The 21,703-nt window shown below is 68.5% G+C and carries 18 protein-coding genes; 12 read left to right on the top strand and 6 right to left on the bottom strand.

Features of this window, described 5'->3' with window-relative positions:
- The first annotated feature begins 62 nt into the window (after positions 1 to 62).
- The 5 genes from A5790_RS23140 to A5790_RS23160 all read left to right on the top strand — a co-directional run bounded on the left by A5790_RS23140 (position 63) and on the right by A5790_RS23160 (position 4,802).
- Positions 63 to 881: a hypothetical protein gene (locus A5790_RS23140; RefSeq protein WP_082961865.1), complete on the top strand. Its 819-nt coding sequence runs from the start codon at positions 63 to 65 to the stop codon at positions 879 to 881.
- Between the two features lie 172 nt (positions 882 to 1,053).
- Positions 1,054 to 1,755 (top strand): crotonase/enoyl-CoA hydratase family protein, encoded by a 702-nt coding sequence (locus A5790_RS23145; protein ID WP_066849669.1) that lies wholly within the window; start codon positions 1,054 to 1,056, stop codon positions 1,753 to 1,755.
- An 8-nt stretch (positions 1,756 to 1,763) separates the two neighbouring features.
- Positions 1,764 to 2,372, top strand: a complete 609-nt coding sequence (locus A5790_RS23150) for a TetR/AcrR family transcriptional regulator (protein WP_066849671.1) — start codon at positions 1,764 to 1,766, stop codon at positions 2,370 to 2,372.
- A 101-nt stretch (positions 2,373 to 2,473) separates the two neighbouring features.
- Entirely contained in the window at positions 2,474 to 3,211 is a 738-nt protein-coding gene (locus A5790_RS23155) for a hypothetical protein (protein ID WP_066849860.1), read from the top strand.
- A gap of 7 nt (positions 3,212 to 3,218) precedes the next feature.
- Positions 3,219 to 4,802: an HD domain-containing phosphohydrolase gene (locus tag A5790_RS23160; protein WP_066849673.1), complete on the top strand. Its 1,584-nt coding sequence runs from the start codon at positions 3,219 to 3,221 to the stop codon at positions 4,800 to 4,802.
- A gap of 9 nt (positions 4,803 to 4,811) precedes the next feature.
- On the opposite strand, the gene A5790_RS23165 is transcribed toward A5790_RS23160, so the two are convergent.
- Positions 4,812 to 5,945 carry an NAD(P)/FAD-dependent oxidoreductase gene (locus A5790_RS23165; RefSeq protein WP_066849676.1) on the bottom strand — a complete coding sequence of 378 codons (1,134 nt, stop codon included), beginning with the start codon at positions 5,943 to 5,945 and terminating at the stop codon, positions 4,812 to 4,814.
- 60 nt (positions 5,946 to 6,005) lie between these two features.
- Positions 6,006 to 6,374, bottom strand: coding sequence for a VOC family protein (locus A5790_RS23170; protein ID WP_066849680.1), 369 nt, complete (start codon positions 6,372 to 6,374; stop codon positions 6,006 to 6,008).
- Positions 6,375 to 6,431: 57 nt separating this feature from the next.
- On the opposite strand from A5790_RS23170, the gene A5790_RS23175 reads away from it, so the two are divergent.
- Positions 6,432 to 7,160 (top strand): DUF3060 domain-containing protein, encoded by a 729-nt coding sequence (locus A5790_RS23175; protein ID WP_066849862.1) that lies wholly within the window; start codon positions 6,432 to 6,434, stop codon positions 7,158 to 7,160.
- Here the strand turns inward: A5790_RS23175 and A5790_RS23180 are convergent.
- Positions 7,157 to 8,053 carry a haloalkane dehalogenase gene (locus A5790_RS23180; protein WP_066849683.1) on the bottom strand — a complete coding sequence of 299 codons (897 nt, stop codon included), beginning with the start codon at positions 8,051 to 8,053 and terminating at the stop codon, positions 7,157 to 7,159. The genes A5790_RS23175 and A5790_RS23180 overlap by 4 nt on opposite strands.
- A gap of 172 nt (positions 8,054 to 8,225) precedes the next feature.
- On the opposite strand from A5790_RS23180, the gene A5790_RS23185 reads away from it, so the two are divergent.
- Positions 8,226 to 8,465: a hypothetical protein gene (locus A5790_RS23185; RefSeq protein WP_066849686.1), complete on the top strand. Its 240-nt coding sequence runs from the start codon at positions 8,226 to 8,228 to the stop codon at positions 8,463 to 8,465.
- Positions 8,466 to 8,523: 58 nt separating this feature from the next.
- Here A5790_RS23185 and A5790_RS23190 read toward each other — a convergent pair whose 3' ends face one another.
- The 3 genes from A5790_RS23190 to A5790_RS23200 are packed head-to-tail and all read right to left on the bottom strand — an operon-like array spanning position 8,524 to position 10,465.
- Positions 8,524 to 9,372, bottom strand: a complete 849-nt coding sequence (locus A5790_RS23190; protein ID WP_066849689.1) for a sulfurtransferase — start codon at positions 9,370 to 9,372, stop codon at positions 8,524 to 8,526.
- A gap of 2 nt (positions 9,373 to 9,374) precedes the next feature.
- Positions 9,375 to 9,983, bottom strand: a complete 609-nt coding sequence (locus tag A5790_RS23195) for an HD domain-containing protein (RefSeq protein WP_066849693.1) — start codon at positions 9,981 to 9,983, stop codon at positions 9,375 to 9,377.
- 14 nt (positions 9,984 to 9,997) lie between these two features.
- Positions 9,998 to 10,465, bottom strand: coding sequence for an LppP/LprE family lipoprotein (locus A5790_RS23200; RefSeq protein WP_197696864.1), 468 nt, complete (start codon positions 10,463 to 10,465; stop codon positions 9,998 to 10,000).
- 107 nt (positions 10,466 to 10,572) lie between these two features.
- Between A5790_RS23200 and recC the strand changes: the two genes are divergently transcribed.
- From recC to A5790_RS23225, 5 genes are all read left to right on the top strand, one after another.
- On the top strand, positions 10,573 to 13,815 hold the full coding sequence (recC, locus tag A5790_RS23205; RefSeq protein WP_066849699.1) for an exodeoxyribonuclease V subunit gamma: 3,243 nt from the start codon (positions 10,573 to 10,575) through the stop codon (positions 13,813 to 13,815).
- Positions 13,815 to 17,102, top strand: coding sequence for an exodeoxyribonuclease V subunit beta (recB, locus tag A5790_RS23210; RefSeq protein WP_066849702.1), 3,288 nt, complete (start codon positions 13,815 to 13,817; stop codon positions 17,100 to 17,102). The genes recC and recB overlap by 1 nt, the downstream gene beginning before the upstream one ends.
- Positions 17,103 to 17,140: 38 nt before the next feature.
- Positions 17,141 to 18,787, top strand: a complete 1,647-nt coding sequence (gene recD, locus A5790_RS23215; RefSeq protein ID WP_066849864.1) for an exodeoxyribonuclease V subunit alpha — start codon at positions 17,141 to 17,143, stop codon at positions 18,785 to 18,787.
- A gap of 213 nt (positions 18,788 to 19,000) precedes the next feature.
- Entirely contained in the window at positions 19,001 to 20,605 is a 1,605-nt protein-coding gene (locus A5790_RS23220) for a DASS family sodium-coupled anion symporter (protein WP_066849705.1), read from the top strand.
- On the top strand, positions 20,602 to 21,648 hold the full coding sequence (locus tag A5790_RS23225) for a tartrate dehydrogenase (RefSeq protein WP_066849708.1): 1,047 nt from the start codon (positions 20,602 to 20,604) through the stop codon (positions 21,646 to 21,648). The genes A5790_RS23220 and A5790_RS23225 overlap by 4 nt, the downstream gene beginning before the upstream one ends.
- The last annotated feature ends 55 nt before the right edge of the window (positions 21,649 to 21,703 follow it).

Genomic DNA, 21,703 nt, shown 5'->3' on the forward strand with positions numbered 1-21,703 from the left:
CGCGGCTGCGTGATATACAGCGGTGCGTGGATGCGGATGGGGTCCTCGGCCTCTCGGCCGGCATGTGGACGGCGCTGGCCGCCTGGCTCGCCGTCGTGGTGGGAATCGCCACCCTGATGTACGCCTGGCGGCAGTATCAGCGGGGACGGCGGCAGAGCGAAGAGCTCATGGCACCCAACGTGGCGATGTTCATGGAACCGGCGGCCAACGACTGGCATCTGATCGAGCTCGTGGTCAAGAACTTCGGCCGGACACCGGCGTACAACATCCGGTTCGACTTCGCGCATCCGCCGACGGTGGCCAAGTACGAGAACGTCTACGACGACCGTTATGTCGACATCACGCCGCTGAACCTGCCCGCCGAGATCCCGTATCTGGCGCCCGGACAGGAATGGCGCATCGTCTGGGATTCGGCATTGGACCGTCGCGAACTCGGCGAGGCCATCGCATCCCGGTTCGACGGCGCCGTCACCTACTACGACCAGAAGGGGCACGCCAAGAAGAAGGGGTCGCGCCACCGGTACCGGTCCACGGCGGTGCTGGACTGGTCGACGCTGCATCCGGTCGAGCGGCTGGAGCTGTTGACCACGCACGACCTGGCCCGCCAGGAGAAGCAGAAGCTCGAGCTGCTGCGTCATCTGCTGACCTACTACCACTACGCGGCGAGCGAGAGCCGCGAAGACGTCCTGCGCCAGGAGATCAACCGCGTGCGGTCCTCGGTCGACGAACTCCGCGATCGGTACCGCACGGAAACCGAAGGGCCGCAGCGCACACCGCGCAACGGGACGGTCCCCGGCCGGCGGGTCGACATCGACGCCGAATTCGAGGAAGCGCACACCCAGATCCTCAAGACCAACACGGCGCGGCACCGCATCGCGTGAACCCGGGTAGGTGCGATGAAGCCCGGCAACCCCTCGCTGCCGGGCTTCTTGAACGGTACGAGGGCCGCAGACGGGCGTCGCGCGTAGCCGACTACCCTAAAATCCTTGGCAATCGTATCGATGTTTCGTAACATCGATCCGATTGCCCGTCCGCATTCAATAAGGAGAAGCGATGAGCAGCCTCGTTGACTATGAACTGAACGAGTCGGTCGCCACGATCACGCTGGACGACGGCAAGGTCAATGTCCTCGGCCCGGCCATGCAGACCGCGATCAACGAGACGCTCGACCGCGCGGAGAAGGACGCCGCCAAGACCGTCGTGCTGGCAGGCAACGGGCGCGTGTTCAGCGGTGGTTTCGACCTGAGCGTATTTCAGTCGGGCGACGCGCAGGCCGCGCTGGGGATGCTCGCCGGCGGGTTCGAGCTCGCGGTGCGGTGCCTGACCTTCCCGGTGCCGGTGGTCATGGCCGCGACGGGTCCGGCCATCGCGATGGGGTCGTTCCTGCTGTTGTCCGGGGACCACCGGGTCGGTCAGCCGAAGACCCGCTGCCAGGCAATCGAGGTGGCGATCGGCATGACGATCCCGGTCGCCGCGCTGGAGATCATGCGATTCCGTCTGACCCCGGCGGTCTATCAGAGGGGCGCGGCGCTGGCGTCGACGTTCGCCGGTGACGAAGCCGTCTACGGTGGGTGGCTCGACGAGATCGTCGAGGCCGATCGCGTGTTGGCGCGGGCGCACGAGGTGGCCACGGAACTGGTGAACACCGTGCACACCGGCGCGTACGTCGCGACCAAGCTGAAGGCCCGCGAGTCCGCGCTTGACGCCATTCGGGCCGGAATCGACGGGCTGGCAACCGAATTCAGCCTCGGATAGGCAGCCCGATGCCGAGGGCGAAGCAGCGCACGCCCGAGCTGAAGGACCACCTGCTCGAGGTGGCGATCGCGACGTTGTCCGAGGACGGCATCTCGGGGTTCACCACGCGCCGGGTCGCCGAGCGGGCGAGCACGTCGGTGCCCGCGGTCTACGAGCTGTTCTCCGACAAGGCGGGACTGCTGCGGGCGATGGTCTTCGAGGGCTTCCGGCTGCTGGGCGCCGAACTGGAGACGGTTCCGCTGACCGAGGATCCACTCGCCGATCTCGAACGGCTGGTGCCGGTCTTCCGGTCGTTCTGCCGGTCGTATCCCCGGCTCGCTCAACTGATGTTCGCGCGGCCGTTCGCCGAATTGGAGCCTGGGCCCGACGAAGCGGCGGCAGGCGCCTCGGTGCGCGCGGTATTCACCGGCCGGATCCAGCGCTGCGTCGACGCGGGGCTGCTATCAGGTGACGTCGCCGACATCGCTCACGTGCTGCTGGCGCTCGCGCAGGGTCTGGCGGTCCAGGAGCTCGGGCGGTGGCTGGGGTCGTCCGCGCCGTCGATCGAGCAGCGGTGGCGACTCGGCGTGCGCTCGCTGCTGGCGGGGCTGCGCCCGGTCCTCCCAAGCGATTTGTGAGTGATTTCGTTCGCTCACCGATCGAAGTCACTCACAAATCGCAACAGTTTTGGGGCGCTTGCCTCATGTCGGCGGCCTGCCCGGCGGCGCAGGATCACGGCATGACCAAAACACCTGAGGCCTCCGCGGCCGCCACCAAGACCATGCCGCTGCCCGATGGCGACGAGGAGCGTGTCGTCGGCTTCGGCGTCATGGGCCTGCCGTTCGCCAACGGCCACTACCTCGCCTACAGGGATTTTCCCGAGACGTCGTTCTCCCCGGCCTACAAGTCGGTGTGGCACCGCACGCCGGACGGAGTGTGGACGTTCTACGCCACCACACCCGGCCCGCAGAGCTGCTCACGGTACTTCAGCTCGGCAACACCGGTCGACCCGGTTGTCTGCGCCATCGACGCCAATTGGCTGACACCGTGGTCGCTGTCGATTTCCATTGTCGGAGTGCTGGATTGGCGCGTTGACATCGCAACCACACCGGCCACCCGCCTGATGAGCGTCGTCGGGTCACGCATACCGGCCGCCGCGGCACGCCACCGCAGAACGCTGATGGCGATGAGCCGCATCGTCGGGCCGGTGCTGGGCATCGGTAAGGTCCGGCTGACCGGCAACCTGCCCAACGGGCAGGAATTCCGCATCGCGCCCCGGCGGGTGTGGGCGGTTGCCGACTCGTCGGCCGTCGTGCAGGGCGTCGATCTCGGTCCCGTCGGGCCGCATCCGGTGCAAGGCAACCTGGCCGACTTCCAGCTGCCGCAGCGGGGCATCTGCGTGGTCGCCCAGGGCCGGTTCGAGGCGTTCGACGTCACTCGTCACCGCGACGCGGTCCGTCTTGACCTATCGCACTGATCCGGCGATGCAAACGGTGCAGAATCGGGCTGTGACCGGCGCTCGCACCCCGCAGAAGACTCCGACCCGGGCGGAAGTGCTCGCGGCGCTCTCTGTCGCGGTCGACCTCGGACTGGGTCAGCCCGCCGAGCACATGCTGCGATCCGCACTCATCGCCACACGGCTGGCCGACCAACTGAAACTGCCTGCGAAGCAACGTGACTGCATCTACTACGCGACGCTGATCATGTGGATCGGCTGTCACGCCGACTCGCACGAGTACGCCCGGTGGTTCGGTGACGACATCGCGGTGCGACGAAGCTCCTACCTCGTCGACTGGTCGGGCCTGCCGTATCAACGCTTCCTGCTGACCAACATCGGTCGCGGGGAGTCACTGCTGACCCGGTTGAGGACGGTGGCGACCCTGTATGCGAATGCGCGAGGGCACATCTCGCAGCTGATCCACTCGCACTGCACGTCGGCCGGCCTGCTTGCCGAGCGCATCGGACTGGACGCCGACGTACAGCACGCGCTGCGGTACACCTTCGAACGCTACGACGGCGGCGGACTGCCGACCGGCGCGTCCGGCGACGCGATACCAATCGAGATGCGGGTCGCTCAGGTCGCCGACATGGTCGAGGTGCATCAGCGCGAGTTCGGCATCGACGGCGCGGTCGCGATGGCCCGCAGCAGGCGCGGCGGTCAGTTCGACCCCGCGGTTGTCGACGCGTTCGTCGCCGATCCCGCCGACGTGCTCGCGGTCCCGTCGACCGGAGACGTGTGGGCGACGGCCCTGCGGCAGGCACCCGATCGCGGAACGCGCCTGGACTCCGGGTCGCTCGACACGCTGCTGATGGCCCTCGGCGAGTTCGTCGACCTCAAATGCCCGTTCACACTGGGACATTCACGCGCGGTGGCCGATCTCGCCGCATCCGCCGCCGAGGTGCTCGGGCTCGACGACGAGGCCGTCGCGACGACACGACGCGCCGGGTATGTGCACGATCTCGGCCGCATCGGGGTGTCGAACCAGGTCTGGTCGAAACCCACCGCGCTGACCATGGCGGAGTTCGAGCGCATGCGGCTGCATCCATACCTGACCGAGCGGATCCTCTCTCAGGTGCCGGCCCTCAAGGACATCGCGTCGATGGCGGCCAACCACCACGAATGTCTCGACGGCTCCGGGTATCCGCGGGGTCTGGGCGCATGGCAGCTCTCGATGCCCGATCGGCTGCTGGCGTGCGCGGTCAGCTACCAGAGCGCGCTCGAACCGCGGCCGTACCGGGAGGCGCTCGGCCCCGCGGGCGCGGCCAGGCGATTGCGCGAACGGGTGTCGAAGGGGCAATTGGACTCCGCGGCCGCCGATGCGGTCCTGCACGCGTCCGGGCACGCGTCGGGCAGGCGCCAGCCCCGCCCGGACGGTCTCACGAGCCGAGAGGTCGAGGTGCTGCGACTGGTCGCACAGGGCGCGAGCAACAAGGCCATCGCCGCCACGCTGGTGCTCAGCGAGAAGACGGTGCGCAATCACGTCGAGCACGTGTACGCCAAGATCGGCGTCTCGAACCGCATCGGGGCCAGCATTTACGCACTGGAGCACGGGCTCGTGTCGGGCTGAAGACGTCCGTCAACCCGCGCCGAGCAACTCGCCGGCGCGGCGGTGGTCGTCGTCGGCGTTGAGGGTCAGCACACCGACGACGTCGCCGCCCGCCTCGTACCAGACCGTGAACCCGGTGTGGTGGTCGACGAACCGGACCTCGTCGAAGTCGACACCCCAGCCGCGGTACTTGAGCACGGAAGTGCCGATGGTGCAGGAGAACCCGGGCACGGTGTCCCAAACTGCGCGGTAGCCGGCCGCGGTCAGGCCGGCGACATGGCCTTGATGCGCGGCGTCGCGCCAGTGTTCGGCGGCGATGGGCCTGCCGGCGGTGACGTTGTGCGCAAGCGCCGCATCGCCCGCGGCGTACACGTTGCGTGCCGAGGTGTGCATGTGCGCGTCGACGACGATGCGCCCGTCGCGGGTCTGAAGTCCGGCGGTTTCGGCGAGGCGGATGTCGGGGCGCACACCCGTCGCGCACACGACGAGGTCGGCGTCGACGGCCTCACCGCTGTCCAACACCACACGGGTGTCCTCGATCGCAGCGACGGTCGTCTCACCGGCGAACCGGACCCCGTTGTCCGACAGCAGTTTCGCGACGCGCTCACCGGCCTCGACCCCGAACCGGCGCTGCAGCGGGACGTGTTCGGCGGCCACGACCATCGTCGCGACCCCGCGCTCGGCGAGACAGGATGCGGCCTCGCAGCCGATCAGGCCGCCGCCGATGACCACGGCGCAATCGGAGTAGCGGGCGGCCATCTTGAGCGCGACCGCGTCGGCGAACGACCGCAGCGTCAGCGCCGACTCGATACCCGGGATGGGCGGTCGCACGGGGATGGACCCGGAGGCGACCACGAGATGCCAGTAGGGATAGCGCTGACCACCCGCCGTCACGACCTCCTGGCGGTCCACGTCGATGCGCTCGACGGTGATGCCGCGGACGAGGTCGACGGCATTGCGTTCGAACCAGTGCTCACTGTGCAGCGCGAGCCTGGTGTCGCGGCCGCACAGGAAGTCCTTGCTCAGCGGCGGCTTCGCGTACGGCAGCGCCGGGTCGGTGGTCAGGATGCGCACGGGGATGTCGGGGTGCTTGCTGCGGAACGTCTCCGCGGCACTCACCCCGGCAGCACCGCTGCCCACGGCAACGAATCCTGGAGCCACCACGGAATATGAGTACCAACTTCGGGACCGCGATAACCGTGGGTCAGCAAATCGCCTTCACCGTTAGTCGTCGATGCCCCAGACCAGACAAAACGTGTGTCCGGCGGGGTCGCGAAACACCCGGAACTTCGCGTCCTCCTCGGCGCCGGACACCCGGGTGGCGCCGAGGTCGAGCACTTGATGTTCGGCGGCGTCGGGATCGTCCACCGCGATGTCGAGGTGGAACTGTTGCGATCCGCGCGGATCCGGGAAGCGCGGCGGCTCGTGCTCGGGCGAGAACTGGAACGCCAGCCGTCGGCCCTGCGGATCGGTGAGCACCACCCAGGTGTCGTCCTGCTTCTCGACCTGCCCGCCGAGGACGTCCGCATAGAAGGTGGCCAGCCGCATCGGGTCACGGCAGTCGACGACGGTGGATCGCAGCTTCCCAATCATGATCGTCGGGTTGCCGTTATTCAGGCGGCACAAACGACGGTGTGGCACCATCTGCGCATGAAACCCGAGGACGACCCGGAGGCGCGTATCCGGCAGCTGGAGCAACCGCTGGCCGACTACGGCGCGGTCGAATTGGGCACCTCACAGCCGCCCGGCACCGACTACCAGACGTCGGCCCTGCCCCCGCCGGTCTACGGTCCGCCGCACCAGCAGCCCTACCCCGCGCAGTCTCCCTACAGCGCACCGGGGTTCGGAGTCTCGTTTCCCCCGGGGCCGACGAAGAGCGGCGCGCCGTTCGGGTTGATTTTCGGGTTGGTCGGGGTCGTCGTGGTGGTCATCGTCGCCGGTATCGGCGCGCTCGTGTGGACCCTGTCGTCGGCGACGGAGGAGATCGCGGGCCGCCCCGGCATTTCCATCGCCACCGGGGATGACCCCCGCGGCGGCAGCGTGACGATCGGGCCATCGCGCGAGGCGCCTACGTGGCTTCCGGACGACGAGCCGCCGAAGGTCGCGGTCGCGCCCGCGGGCGGGCAGTACAGCGTGTCCGGGGTCGACGAGAACGAGACGATCGAGTGCAATGGCGCCAACATCAGCGTCAGCGGCGTCAACAACAGGGTGACCCTGCTGGGTCACTGCCTGAGCGTGTCGGTGTCGGGCGTCGAGAATCAGGTCACCATCGACAGCGTCGACCAGATCGGCGCGTCGGGGTTCGACAACCAGGTGACCTACCACTCCGGGGACCCCGAGGTGAACGTCACCTCGAGAAACACCGTCACCCGGGGTTAGGTGCGCCAGTCCAGGATTCGCTCGGCCAACTCGGGCCCGCAGTCCTCCTGTACGAAGTGGCTTCCGTTGATGCGGGCGTGGGGTTGCCCGGCTGCGCCGGGAACATGGTCGATCAGCGGACGGTCTGCGCGGCCGAGGATGGGATCCTTGGCGCCGAATACGCACAGGAACGGCTTCTCCCAGCGCCCCAACGCTTCCCACGCCGCGCGGTTGGCCGGTAATGCCGGATCGTCCGGCTCGGTCGGTACCAGCGCCGGGAACGCGCGCGCCCCGGCCTGAAATCGTTTGCCGGGAAACGGCGCATCGTATCCGGCCCGGATGCGCGCGGGCACGTCGGTGACCGTGCCGAAGGCGACGATGCGTCCGGCAGGCAGTATCGGTGAGTGACGCGCGAACGCCCGCCAGATCCGAAAAGGTAGCTTGGCCGGGGTCTGACCGGCAGGCAGAAAGCCGTTGGCGACGACGATGCGCGCGACGCGGTCGTCGTGTTCGGCGGCGATGCGCAATCCGATCAACGAACCCCAGTCCTGCACGAAGATCGTCGTGTCGCGCAGGTCGAGCACCGAGAACCATGACGTCACCCATTCGACGTGACGCAGATACGTGTAATCCTCGATGCGACTGGGCTTGTCGGAGCGGCCGAACCCGATCAGGTCGGGTGCGAGTACCCGATACCCGCCGGCGGCCAGCGGCGGAATCATGGTGCGGTACAGGTAACTCCACGTCGGTTCGCCGTGCAACAGGACGACGGCCTTGCCGTCGCGTGGGCCTTCATCGACGAAGTGCATGCGCAGCGCCTCGGTGTCGGACGCGGTGACGTCGACGTAGTGCGGCGCGAAGGGATAGCCCGCGAGGTTGGTGAAGCGGTCGTCGGGCGTGCGCAGAACGTCCATGGGGTGCTCCTATCCGCCTCCTGCAGCTTATGACCTGTCCCCCGATCGGTGGACACGGAATTCGTCCGGCTCACCCGCCGGTCGGTCGACAGACATCGGCGCCGCGGTGCAGCACTGTTGAGTCATCGCCGGAAGACCGGCGCACAACCGGACTCGACGAGGAGATCCCGACATGAACGCCAACACCACCCGCCGCACCGCCCAGTTCTTCGCCCTGCCGATCGCGGCAGCCGCAATCCTGGCCGGGGCCCTCGCCTTCGCCGGAGCCGCCAACGCCGAGACCAACTCCCCCGCGCCGCGGCCGCCCAGCATCGTCGCAACGCCGACGGTCACCGCGCACCCGGCCCCCGGCGCCCCCCACACTCACGGCATCCCTCATCTGCAGCAGGTTCAGCCCGGCTACCAACGCTGACCCCACAGCCACTCATCACAGAGGCCCTCCAGGTCGCGCTATCTCTGGAGGGCCTCCGTCATGGTCGGGAGCCGCGTTCCATGGGACGCGACGGGTCCGAACTCCATTGCGACCATGAGCCGGGAAACAGCGCGGCGTCCACTCCCACCGCCGCGAGGCCCGCGATCGTGACCGCCGCAGTGACACCCGACCCGCAGTAAACCGCCACCTCGCCGCCGCCCACATCGGCGAACGCCAGAGCCAACTCGTCGTCGGCCAGCAGTGTTCCGTCGTCGGCCAGCAGGCTGGTGCTCGGCACGTTGAGCGCACCGGGAATGTGGCCGGCGACCGGATCAACCGGTTCGACCTCGCCGCGGAACCGTTCGGGGGCCCGCGCGTCAAGCACCAGCCCATCCGGTTCGAGCAGCGCGTCGGCCGTGACTGTCCGGCGAGCCCCGGCGTACAGGTCGTCGTGGGCGACGGTCACGTCGCCGGGCGCGGGTTCGACGACGCCGGATTCCAGCCGGCCGCCCGCCGCAGTCCACCCCGCGAGGCCGCCGTCGAGGATGCGGACCTCGTCGATGCCTGCGGCGGTCAGCACCCACCAGGCGCGTGCGGACCCGGCGCGGTTCCAGTCGTCGTAGACGACAACCGGCACGCCGGTCCGCGCGCCCCACCGGCGGGCGGCGGCTTCAAGCGCGGATCCGGACGGCAACGGGTGCCGCCCAAGGCCTTCAACGGTGTGATCGCTCAGCTCGTCCTCGAGCGAGACGTACACCGCCCCGGGCAGATGTCCTTGGTCGTAAGCGGCGCGGCCGTCGGGTTCCGCGAGGCTCCACCGCACGTCCAGCAGCGTCAGCGGTTCACCCGCATCCAGCTGCCGCGCCACCTCTGCGGCCGAGATCCACACCGTGTCGCGTGCGCTCATACTCAGACGGTAGCGGCGACCGGCGGGCCGATCTCCTCGGCCAATGTCTCGACGACGCGGGACAGTTCGTCGACCAGCCAGCTGTCGCTGCGGCGCCGGTACACCTCGAGCAGCGAGCGGTAGTACCACAGATGCTCGTGCGGGTCGTCGGTGTTGAAGCGCTGCCACACCTTCGGGCCGAAGCGGCGCAGGTCGCGCAGGATCGCCCTGGCGTTGTCGAGCTTGTCGGCCATCGACACGCGAATCGTGCTGTCGGAGGCGGTGTTCAGGTGTTCGATGTAGCTCTGCTTGCGCTCGCGCCACGGCGGTTTGGGTGTGACGACGGTGTCGCTGCACTCCTCGACGATGGCGGCGACGTCGGCGCCGAACCGCTCCTCGATGCGCACCAGTGTCGCGTCTCCGCCCTGATCCTCGGCGGCGTCGTGCAGCAGTGCGGCGATGGCCTCGGTCTCGGTGCCGTCGGCCTCGATCACCAGCCCGGCAACCGACAGCAGGTGCCCGACATACGGGACCTCGCTGGCCTTGCGGGTCTGGGTGCGGTGCAGTTCTGCGGCGAACCCCAGCGCCTCGTGGAATTTCGGGCCAAGGCGCGGTGACGTCGTTTCGCTCACCTCGCGCTCCTTCCTCAGGCCGTCGGTGGAGGCGGATCGAGCATCACGGCGCGATCGCCATTCCAGCGGTACCGCGCGCTGTGGATGGCCGCGGGTTCGCACGCAGTGCACTCACCCGGCACCTTGTAGGTCAGCACCACCATGTCGTCGCTGCTGGCCGCGGCATCCAGTGACGTGAAGCCGTACGCCTTGGAAGTGCCCGTTCCCAGATATTCGCCGCGATGGAACAGCAGCGCCTGCACGGGCGAGCTACCGGTGCCGCCCTCGGTGGTTACCAGGATCGTGGACAGCTCCGCGCACGGGTCATAGTTGCTGTCGACGGGCGTGGTGTCCCACTTGGCGCCGGTGAGCGGCTCGAACGGCAGCTGCGCGAACGCCAGGCGCAGCGCGTCGGCCTGGTCGGGACCGCACGATGGCTGGGCGTTCGCGACCGGCGTCGCGACCAACGGAATGCAGGCGGCCATGGTCATCATCGCGGCCATCGAGCGAATCATCGAAATGTTGGCTTCCCTGGCTTCCTCGCTTGCAAACGTCCACCGCCACCGTAAACCCCGCGCCGCGTCGTACCGACCTCCTATCGTGGGCTGCGATGGCGCTTCACATCCATCGGGCAGAACGCACCGATCTTCTCGCCGACGGGCTCGGCGCCCTGCTTTCCCATCCCCTACCTGACCCGTTCGCCGAAGAACTGGTGATCGTTCCGGCCAAGGGTGTCGAGCGTTGGCTGAGCCAGCGACTGAGCCACGCGCTCGGGCGTGGCGCCGGCAGCGACGGCGTCTGCGCCGGCATCGCCTTTCGCAATCCCCGCTCGCTGATCGCCGAGCTCACCGGTACCGAGCAGGATGACCCGTGGTCGCCCGACGCGATGGTGTGGCCGCTGATGGAGGTCATCGACGCCTCCTGCACCGAGGACTGGTGCACACCGCTGGCGACCCACCTCGGCCACTTCGAATCCGGCGAGGAGAGGGAGCTGAGGCAGGGCCGGCGTTACGCCGTCGCCCGCAGGCTGGCCGGGCTGTTCGCCTCCTACGCCCGCCAACGCCCGCGACTGCTGGTCGACTGGGAGAACGGCGCCGACGGCACCATCCCGGCCGACCTCGCCTGGCAGCCGCCGCTGTGGCGCGCGCTCATCGCGCACATCGACGCCGACACACCGCACGTCCGCCACACCAAAACCGTTGTGAGGCTGAGGGAGTCGCCGACCGATCTGCCCGAGCGATTGTCGCTGTTCGGGCACACCAGGTTGCCCAGCACCGAGATCGAACTGCTCGACGCGCTTTCCACTCACCACGACCTGCATCTGTGGCTGCCGCATCCAAGCGACGACCTCTGGCAGCAACTCAAGGGAACACACGGCCAGATCCCTCGTCGCGAGGACACCAGCCATCGCCGTGTCGGGCACCCTCTGCTCGCCACGCTCGGCCGCGACCTTCGCGAACTGCAGCGTGCGCTGCCCGACGATGCCCGCACCGACGAATATCTCGGCGGCCGGGCCCATCCGAACACGCTCCTCGGTTGGCTGCAATCCGACATCGGCGACAACACGATCCGTCGAGAAGGCCGGAGGCACACCGCCATCGACCGTTCGGTACAGGTGCACAGCTGCCACGGGCCGGCCCGCCAGATCGACGTGCTCCGCGAAGTCCTGCTCGGACTGCTCGCCGACGACCCGACGCTCGAACCGCGCGACATCCTCGTCATGTGTCCGGACATCGAGACCTACGCGCCGCTGATCGTGGCCGGTTTCGGGCTGGGCGACATGATCAAGGGCGTGCACCCCGCACATCAGTTGCGCGTGCGGCTCGCCGACCGATCGCTCGTCCAGACCAATCCGCTGCTCGGGGTCGCGTCCCAGCTACTGACGTTGGCCGGCGGGCGGGCCACATCCAGTGAGGTGCTCAACCTCGCGCAGGCCGCGCCGGTGCGGGCCCGCTTCGGCTTCACCGACGACAACCTCGAGGACATCACCCGCTGGGTTCGCCAGGCCAACATCCGCTGGGGCTTCGACACCGAGCACCGCCGGCCGTATGGCGTCGACTTCGTCCAGAACACATGGCGTTTCGGCATCGACCGGGCGCTGGCGGGGGTGGCCATGTCCGACGACTCCCAGGCCTGGCTCGACACCACGCTGCCCCTCGACGACGTGAGCAGCAACCGGGTCGACCTGGCCGGCCAGCTCGCCGAGTACATCGACCGCCTGCGACATGCCGTGCAATCCCTCACCGGGACGCGACCACTAGAGCAGTGGCTGCAGGCGCTGACCGACAGCATCGCCTTGCTGACCCGAGTTGGCGACGACGATGCCTGGCAGACAGCGCAACTCGAGCGCGAGTTCGCCGACGTGCTGGCCACCGCGGGCACTCGCGCAGAGACCCTGATGCGGCTGTCCGACGTCCGCGCCCTGCTCGACCGCCACCTCGCCGGCCGGCCGACCCGCGCGAACTTCCGCACCGGCACCCTGACGGTGTGCACGATGGTGCCGATGCGGTCGGTGCCGCACCGGGTGGTGTGCCTGGTCGGTCTCGACGACGGAGTGTTCCCCCGGCTGGGTGTGGTCGACGGTGACGACGCGCTCGCCCGTGACCCGATGACCGGGGAACGCGACATCCGGTCCGAGGACAGGCAATTGCTGCTCGACGCCATCGGCGCGGCCACCAAGACGCTGGTGATCACCTACACCGGCGCCAACGAGTACTCCGGTCAGGAGCGACCGCCCGCCGTTCCGCTGGCCGAACTGCTCGACACCCTGGACCGCACCACCGAGCAGCCCGTCCGCGACACGCTTGTGGTGCATCATCCACTGCAGCCGTTCGACACCCGCAACGTCATCCCCGGCGCGCTGATCCCGAAAGAGCCGTTCACGTTCGACTCCACGGTGCAACGCGCGGCGCTCACCCGCGCGGCCGAGCGCGCGGAACGGCCGGCCTTCGTCTCCGGACCGCTGCCCCCGCCCCCACCCGACGATGTCGTGCTCGCCGATCTCGCCGGATTCTTCCGCGATCCCGTCAAGGGGTTCTTCCGCGCCATGGACTACACCTTGCCGTGGGAGGTCGACGGGGTCGAGGATTCGATGCCCGTCGACATCGATGCGCTCGAGGAGTGGACGGTCGGCGATCGCGTGCTGCGGGACATGTTGAGCGGCATGGATCCCGACCAGGCGCGCCAGGCCGAGTGGCGGCGCGGCACACTGCCTCCCGGCCACCTCGGATGGCGTCGCGCTAATGAGATCTGTGAGCAGGCCTCGCTCATCTCCGACGTCGCGCGACCGTACCGAGGCGCCGATGCGACGGCGATCGACATCGACGTCGAGATCGGCGGTGGCCGGCGGGTCACCGGAACCGTCACGCCGGTCTACGGTGAGCGGCTGGTCTCGGTCACCTACTCCAAGCTCGACGGCCGTCATCTGCTGCAACCGTGGATCCTGTTGCTGGCGTTGCTCGCTCACGAACCCGGTCGCGAGTTCAAGGCGGTCAGCATCGGGCGGGCCCGACGCGGCACCACGCCGCGGGTCGAGTCGATGGGCAGGCCGGCCGAGCATGCCCGCGATCTGCTCGCCGATCTGGTGGCGATGTACGACCAGGGCCGCCGCGAACCGCTCCCGCTGCCGGTGAAGACGTCTTACGCGTGGGCAGAGGCCGTGCACGGCCACGGCGACCCCGAGCAGCGGGCCGGCTACAAGTGGCGCTCCGGTATGTATCCCGGCGAGGAGGCCGAACCCGCCTACCAACTGGCGTTCGGCAAGAACACGTGGTTGGCACACCTCGTCGGACGCGGTCTCGACACTTACGCCGGTCGGCTGTGGCTGCCGATGCTGCGGGCGTTGGAGACCTGATGGAACCCTTCGATCTTCTGGGTGAGCTACCCGCCGAACGCTCCACCACTGTGCTGGAAGCCAGCGCAGGCACCGGTAAGACCTTCGCGTTGGCCGGGCTGGTCACGCGCTACCTCGCCGAGGGTGTTGCGACGCTCGACCAGATGCTGCTGATCACGTTCAGCCGCGCGGCCAGCCAGGAACTGCGAGACCGGGTCAGGCGTCACATCGTCGACGCCGTACAGGCTTTCATCGATCCGTCGAGCGTCGACACCAACGAGATCATCGACCATCTGCTCCAGGGCACCCCCGACCAACTCGCCGACCGTGAACGCAATCTGCGTGACGCGCTGGCCGCGTTCGACGCCGCGACGATCGCCACCACACACCAGTTCTGCCAGCTGGTGCTCAAATCGCTGGGCGTCGCGGGCGACAGCGACTCGCGCGTCACTCTGGTCGAAAGCCTCGAGGAACTGGTCACCGAGATCGTCGACGACCTCTACCTGCACCACTTCGGTCGCGAACGCGACAACCCGCTGCTGACCTATCCCGATGCGCTGCGGCTGGCCAAACAGGTCGTCGAGCACCCGGCGACCGAGCTGCGGCCGAAGGACCCCGCACCGGACTCACGCGCCCAGGTCTGCGTCCGGTTCGCCAGAGACGTTCTCGGCGAGCTGGAGGTCCGCAAGCGGCGCAAGGGGATTCTCGGTTACGACGATCTGCTAAGCCGGTTGGCCGATGCGCTGGAGGCCGACGACTCCCCCGCGCAGCTGCGCATGCACCAGCGTTGGCCGATCGTGATGGTCGACGAGTTCCAGGACACCGATCCGGTGCAGTGGCGCGTGATCGACCGCGCGTTCACCGGACGATCGACACTCATCCTGATCGGCGACCCCAAGCAGGCGATCTACGCCTTCCGCGGCGGCGATATCGTCACCTATCTGAGCGCCGCCTCCAAGGCCGACGTCCAGAAGACGTTGGCCACCAACTGGCGCAGCGACGAGGCGCTGGTGAACCGGCTGCAGGCGGTGCTGCGCGGCGCGCAACTGGGCCACGAGAAGATCGTCGTGCACGACGTCGCCGCCAAGCACGAAGGTTCGCGGCTCGTCGGCGCACCGTGCGGCGATCCGTTCCGATTGCGGGTTGTGCGTCGAAACACATTCGGCCGCAGCGGAACCAGCGTCCTGCCGATCGATCAGCTGCGCGCCCACATCCCCAAGGATCTGGCGAGCGACATCGGTGCGCTGATCGACGCCGGCGCCACGTTCGACGGTCGTCCCCTCGGTGCGGGTGACATCGCGGTCATCGTCGAGAACCACCGCGATGCGCGAGTCTGCTACCGGGCGCTGTGCGACGCGGGCATTCCCGCGGTGTACACCGGCGACTCCGACATCTTCAGCTCCGACGCCGCCGAGGACTGGTTGGCGCTGCTCGAGGCGTTCGACCAGCCGCACCGGCCCGGTGTGGTCCGCGCGGCGGCCGCGACTATGTTCTTCGGCGAGACGGCAGAGTCACTCGTCACGGGCGGCGACCGGCTGACCGACCGCATCGCAGAGACGCTGCGGGAGTGGGCGGGTCACGCCCGAGAGCGCGGGGTGGCGGCGATCTTCGAGGCTGCGCAACTGGCCGGCATGGGCGATCGCGTGTTGTCGTGGCGCAACGGTGAGCGCCAGATGACCGACCTGGCCCACATGACCCAGCTGCTGCAGGAGGCCGCCCACCGCGAACACTTCACGCTGCCCGCGCTGCGGGACTGGCTGCGGGCCCAGCGCGACGAACGCAGCGGCGCCGCTGAGCGATTCCGCCGCCTCGACAACGACGCTGCGGCCGTTCAGGTGATGACTGTGTTCGTCGCCAAGGGCCTGCAGTTCCCTGTCGTCTATCTGCCGTTCGCGTTCAATCGTCACGTGTTCGAACCCGAGCTGGTGCTCTACCACGAAGGCGACACACGGTGCCTGCATATCGGCGGCAACGACAGCCCCGACTTCCACGCGGTGTCCAAGGCGGGCCGCGAGGAGGACGCCAGCGACGACAGCCGCCTCATGTACGTCGCGATGACGCGGGCCCAGTCGCAACTGGTCGCCTGGTGGGCGCCCTCCCGTGACGAGCCGAACGGTGGACTGTCACGGCTGCTGCGCGGCCGGCGGCCCGGCGAGCCGATGGTTCCGGATGTCGTTGTCCCCGGCAAGGTTTCCGATGACGATGCGATGGCGCGCTTCAGAGAGTGGGAGGCCGTCGGCGGACCGGTGATCGAGGAGTTGGTGCCGCGTCCGAGGCCCGCGCGCCCGGAGCCGCCCGATCCCGACGGAGTCCGGGCCCGCCATTTCCACCGTCTCATCGACACGGCGTGGCGCCGAACGTCCTACAGCGGATTGATCCGCGCGGTCGAGGCGACACCGGTCAGCAGTGAGCCCGAAGTGGTCGAACTCGACGACGAGGTCGCCGAAATCCCCTTGACGACAGAGACGATCGGGGCCGACGTGCCATCGCCGATGGCCGAGCTGCCAACCGGCGCGAAGTTCGGCTCGTTGGTGCACGCGGTGCTCGAGACCGCGGATCCGTTCGCCGTCGATCTCGCCGCGGAACTTCAGGCTCGGATCCGTGAGCACTCCGCGTGGTGGCCGGTCGACGTCGACGCCGGTGAGCTGGCGGCGGCGATGGTGCCGATGCACGACACGCCGCTCGGACCACTGGCCGACGGCGCCACGCTCCGGCAGATCGGGCTGCGGGACCGGATGCTGGAGATGGACTTCGAATTCCCCTTGGCGGGCGGCGATTTGCGCGGGTCTGCGCCCGACATCCGGCTCGCTCACGTCGGCGAGCTGCTACATGCACACCTACCCGCGGACGACCCGCTGGCTTCGTATGCGGAGCGGTTGACCGGAGCGGGCCTGGGACCGCAACCACTGAAGGGCTACCTGTCGGGCTCGGTGGATGCGGTGCTGCGCATCAACGACAGTTACCTCGTCGTCGACTACAAGACGAACTGGCTGGGCGACCCCAACCGGCCCCTCACCGCGGCGGACTACTCCCGCCCGCGGCTGGCCGAGGCGATGCTGCACTCGGACTATCCGCTGCAGGCGTTGCTATACAGCGTTGTGCTGCACCGCTTTCTGCGGTGGCGGCTGGCCGGGTACACGCCCGAGCGGCATCTGGGCGGCGTGCTGTATCTGTTTCTGCGCGGGATGTGCGGGCCGGACACCCCGATCGAGGACGGTCATCCCGCCGGTGTGTTCAGCTGGCAACCGCCGACGGCGTTGATCACCGCGCTGTCGGATCTGCTCGACGCGGGCAGGGCCGCGGCGTGACCGGCGTGGAGTGGCGGCGGGCGATCAGCGCCACCGGGCTGCTGCGCACCTTCAGCGACGCCGAAGTTCTCGATGCGTCGGATGTACATGTTGCACAACGGCTCTGTGATCTCGTCAAGGCGCCCGACGAACGGGTCGCGCTCGCTGTTGGGCTTGTGGTGCGCGCACTGCGCAACGGGTCGGTATGCCTGAACCTGCGGACCGTCGAGCAGCAGGTCGGCATCGACGGGCTACCGTGGCCCGCCGTCGACGACTGGTTCGCCGCCATCGCCGCGCACCCGCTGACCGGTCGGCCACCGGCGCTGCACGTCGACGGAGACCTGCTGTACCTCGACCGGTACTGGCTCGAGGAGCAGCAGGTGTGCGGCGACATCCTGTCGATGACCGCCGGCAGGCCCACCGCGCCCTTGCCGGACCTGGACAGGCTTTTTCCGCCGGGCTTCGAGGAGCAGCGCGCTGCCGCGGAACTGGCGCTGTCGCAGGGTCTGACGGTGCTCACGGGCGGGCCGGGCACGGGGAAAACCACGACGGTCGCCCGCCTGCTCGCGCTCCTCACCAGCGGAACACGGCTGCGGATCGCGCTGGCGGCGCCGACGGGGAAGGCGGCGGCGCGTCTGCAGGAGGCCGTGCAACTGGAGGTGGACAAACTCGACTCCGCCGACCGCCAAGCGTTGTCCGGGCTGCACGCAACGACGTTGCACCGCCTGCTCGGGAGCCGGCCGGACACGTCGGCGCGGTTCCGGCACAACCGCCACAACAGGTTGCCGCACGACGTGATCGTCGTCGACGAGACGTCGATGGTCTCGCTGACGATGATGGCGCGACTGCTGGAGGCGGTGCGGCCGGAGGCCCGGCTCATCCTGGTCGGCGACCCGGACCAGTTGGCGTCGGTAGAGGCGGGTGCGGTCCTCGCCGATCTGGTCGACGGTCTTGGCCAGGACCGGATCGCGGAGTTGAAGACGTCGCACCGATTCGGCGAGTCGATCGGGCGGCTGGCCACCACGATCCGCACCGGCGACGCGGACGCGGTCATCGACGTGTTGCGCTCGGGCGGAGACCACATCGAATGGGTGGACACCGAGGAACCGTCGGAGCAGCTCCGTAAGGTATTGGTGCCCAACGCGATTGCGCTGCGAACGGCGGCGGTTCTCGGTGACGGCGACGCGGCGTTGGGCATCTTGGCCGAACACCGGTTGCTGTGCGCGCATCGCCGCGGCCCGTTCGGGGTGCGGTACTGGAACCACCAGGTCGAGCGGTGGCTATCGGAGTTGACCGGCGAGCCGATCTGGTCGACGTGGTACGCCGGGCGGCCGGTGTTGGTGACCGCGAACGACTACGGGCTCAACCTCTACAACGGCGACACGGGTGTGACGATGCTGCGCGACGGGGTGCTGCGCGCGGTCATCGCCGGCACGGAACGGTTGGAGTTCGCGACCAGCCGACTCGCCGAGGTCGACACGATGCATGCGATGACGATTCACAAGTCGCAGGGCAGCCAGGCCGACGAGGTCACGGTGCTGCTGCCGCCCGAGGATTCGCGGCTGCTCAGCCGCGAGTTGTTCTACACCGCGGTGACCAGGGCGAAAGAGAAGATCCGGGTCGTCGGTCCGGAGGCCTCGGTGCGGGCCGCCGTGCAGCGCCGGGCCGTGCGCGCATCGGGCCTGGCCCGCCGCCTGCGCCCCTGACTTCTCCCGCGCCGCCTGCGCCCGCCGCCTGCGCCGCCGACTTCTGGCGCGAACGTGGATTACCCGCACACTGATCGCGCCGGATGCGTGCGGGTAACCCACGTTCGGGCGACCGGCTGGATGCGCTCGCGATGTTTAGCCCCGCCCGCTCACCGGGCACTCCCTCCCGGCGATTGTGGCGTTGCACACACCACCGGGTGGACGGAGCCGGCAATGAGCACGGAGAACCAGGTCACACCGACCGATGTCGACAAGGCACTGCTCGGCAGCGCGACCTACCGAAGCCTGGGCGAACAGAAACTCTCACCGCGAGAGGAACGGTTCGAGAAAGGCCGCCGCACGCTCGGCCTGTTCCTCGCACCGCTGCTGACCGCCGTCTTCCTCGTCCTGCCGATGGACATCCCCCGCGAGCAACAGGTGCTTGGCGCCGTTCTGCTCGGCGTGATCGCGCTGTGGATCACCGAGGCGGTGCCGATCCCGATCGGCGGCCTACTCGGCGTGGCGGTCGCGGTGTTCCTCGGGGTCGCACCCGTCGACGACGTGCTCGGCCCGTTCGGATCCTCGACCATCTTCACGTTCATCGGGGCGTTCATCCTCGCCCAGGCGATGCTCAAACACGGTGTGGCGCGACGCTTCGCGTTCCGCATCCTGGCCCTGCCGCGAGCCGGCCGCTCGACCACCGGCGTCATCCTCGCGTTCGGCGCGATCACGTGTCTGCTGTCGGCGTTCGTCTCCAACACCGCGACGGTGGCGATGCTCCTGCCGACGGCGATCGGCATCCTCTCGGTGATCGCCAAACTGCTCCAGCAGCGCGGCGACGTCGAACCCGACTTCGATCCGCAACGGCTGCGGGTGGGCGCGGCCCTCATGCTGATGCTCGCCTACGGCGCCAGCGTGGGCGGCCTGCTCACTCCGGTCGGCAGCCCGCCGAACCTGATCGGGCGCGGGCTGATCGAAGAGGCCACCGGCGAGCGGATCAGCTTCGGACAGTGGATGGTGCTGGCGATTCCCATCTGCTTCGTGATGTTCCTGTTGTTGGCGCTGATCCTGCTGCGGCTCAACAGACCAGAGATCAAACGCATCGACGGCGTCGCCGAGTATGTGGCCAGCGAGCGCGAGAAGCTGGGCAAGCTGTCGCGGGCCGAGAAGAACACCCTGATCGCGTTCGGCGTCACCGTGACGCTGTGGATCCTGCCCGGTGTGGTCGCGGTGATCACCGGAACCGAGTCCACCACCTACGAATTCGTCAGCGACCGCCTCGACGAAGGCGTGGTCGCGGTCTTCGGCGCCTCGCTGCTGTTCCTGCTGCCCACCGACTGGCAGAGCCGCGAGTTCACCCTGCGCTGGAAGGACGCCGCCGAAATCGACTGGGGCACAATCATCCTGTTCGGTACCGGCATCATCTTCGGCTCGCTGATCTCCTCGACCGGGCTAGCCGAGACCATCGGCACCTCCGTCAACGACGCGCTCGGCCTGACGAGCGGCATCGCGATCACGATCTTCGCGGTGATCCTGGCGATCATCGTCTCCGAAACCACAAGCAACACCGCGTCGGCCGCGGTGGTGGTGCCGATCGTGATACCGGTGGCAATCGCCGCGGGCATCAACCCGTTCGTGCCGGCGCTGGCGGCGACGTTCGCGGCGTCGTTCGGCTTCATGCTGCCGGTGTCCACCCCACAGAACGCGATCGTCTACGGCTCGGGCGTCGTCGCGATCACGAAGATGATCCGCTCCGGCGTCGCGTTCGACATCGCGGGCGCTATCCTGATCATCATCTTGCTGCCGCTGATGATCAGCCTCTTGGGATTGGGTACATGACCGAAATCGCCGTCATACCCGGTGACGGGATCGGTACCGAGGTCATCGCGTCGGCGCGCGCAGTGCTCGACGCGGTCGCGAAGAAACATGGAATCGCGTTGTCGTACACCGAGTTCGACTGGTCGTGTCAACGATACGCGGACGAGGGCGCTTTGATGCCCGACGACGGCATCGAGACGCTGCGCGGGTTCGACGCCATCTTCCTGGGCGCGGTCGGGTGGCCGGGCGTGCCCGACCACGTGTCGCTGTGGGGTCTGCTCATCCCGATCCGCCGCGCGTTCCGCCAGTACGTGAACATGCGGCCGATCCGGGTGTTCGCCGGCGTCGAAAGCCCGCTGCGCACGGCGCAGGACGTCGACTTCGTCGTGGTCCGCGAGAACGTCGAAGGTGAGTACAGCGAGATCGGCGGACGGCTCAACCGCGGCTTCCCCGACGAGATGGCGGTCCAGGAGTCGGTTTTCACGCGCAACGGGGTCGGCCGCATTGCGGACTTCGCGTTCGAGCTCGCCCGCACCCGCCGCGGGTACGTGACGTCGGCGACCAAGTCCAACGGCATCGTGCACACGCTGCCGTTCTGGGACGAGGTGGTCGCCGAGCGGGCGTCGCACTACCCCGACGTGCGGCTCGACAGCGAGCACATCGACGCGCTGGCCGCCAAATTCGTGCTGCAGCCACAGCGATTCGACGTCGTCGTCGGCTCGAACCTGTTCGGCGACATCCTCAGTGACCTCGCCGCCGCGGTGGCGGGTTCGATCGGGATAGCTCCGTCGGCCAATCTCGACCCCACCAAGCAGTACCCGTCGATGTTCGAGCCCGTGCACGGGTCGGCCCCCGATATCGCCGGGCAGGGCATCGCCAACCCGATCGGCGCGGTGTGGTCGGCGGCGCTGATGCTCGAGCATCTCGGGCACGCGGACGCCGCCGGTGAGGTGATGGGCGCCATCGCGTCGACACTGGCCGCACCGGAGACCCGCACTGGAGACCTCGGCGGGCGGGCGTCGACCGCCGAAGTGACCGACGCGCTCGTCGCGCGGTTGGGGTAACCGACCCAGCAAACTCCCGCGCTCCACCAGCACCCGCAGGGACGCTCCCAAAATT

This window comes from Mycobacterium sp. 852002-51152_SCH6134967, assembly GCF_001667105.1.
In the GTDB taxonomy this organism is placed as follows: Bacteria; Actinomycetota; Actinomycetes; order Mycobacteriales; family Mycobacteriaceae; genus Mycobacterium; species Mycobacterium neumannii_A.

Bases quoted from the DNA above. Each gene is read 5' to 3' on its own strand.
- recC (WP_066849699.1), top strand. From the start codon at position 10,573: ATGGCGCTTCACATCCATCGGGCAGAACGCACCGATCTTCTCGCCGAC.
- A5790_RS23225 (WP_066849708.1), top strand. From the start codon at position 20,602: ATGACCGAAATCGCCGTCATACCCGGTGACGGGATCGGTACCGAGGTC.
- A5790_RS23185 (WP_066849686.1), top strand. From the start codon at position 8,226: ATGAACGCCAACACCACCCGCCGCACCGCCCAGTTCTTCGCCCTGCCG.
- A5790_RS23180 (WP_066849683.1), bottom strand. From the start codon at position 8,053: ATGGACGTTCTGCGCACGCCCGACGACCGCTTCACCAACCTCGCGGGC.
- A5790_RS23220 (WP_066849705.1), top strand. From the start codon at position 19,001: ATGAGCACGGAGAACCAGGTCACACCGACCGATGTCGACAAGGCACTG.
- A5790_RS23175 (WP_066849862.1), top strand. From the start codon at position 6,432: ATGAAACCCGAGGACGACCCGGAGGCGCGTATCCGGCAGCTGGAGCAA.
- A5790_RS23200 (WP_197696864.1), bottom strand. From the start codon at position 10,465: ATGGCCGCGATGATGACCATGGCCGCCTGCATTCCGTTGGTCGCGACG.
- recB (WP_066849702.1), top strand. From the start codon at position 13,815: ATGGAACCCTTCGATCTTCTGGGTGAGCTACCCGCCGAACGCTCCACC.
- A5790_RS23160 (WP_066849673.1), top strand. From the start codon at position 3,219: ATGCAAACGGTGCAGAATCGGGCTGTGACCGGCGCTCGCACCCCGCAG.
- A5790_RS23170 (WP_066849680.1), bottom strand. From the start codon at position 6,374: ATGATTGGGAAGCTGCGATCCACCGTCGTCGACTGCCGTGACCCGATG.
- A5790_RS23190 (WP_066849689.1), bottom strand. From the start codon at position 9,372: ATGAGCGCACGCGACACGGTGTGGATCTCGGCCGCAGAGGTGGCGCGG.
- A5790_RS23145 (WP_066849669.1), top strand. From the start codon at position 1,054: ATGAGCAGCCTCGTTGACTATGAACTGAACGAGTCGGTCGCCACGATC.
- A5790_RS23140 (WP_082961865.1), top strand. From the start codon at position 63: ATGTGGACGGCGCTGGCCGCCTGGCTCGCCGTCGTGGTGGGAATCGCC.
- A5790_RS23150 (WP_066849671.1), top strand. From the start codon at position 1,764: ATGCCGAGGGCGAAGCAGCGCACGCCCGAGCTGAAGGACCACCTGCTC.
- A5790_RS23155 (WP_066849860.1), top strand. From the start codon at position 2,474: ATGACCAAAACACCTGAGGCCTCCGCGGCCGCCACCAAGACCATGCCG.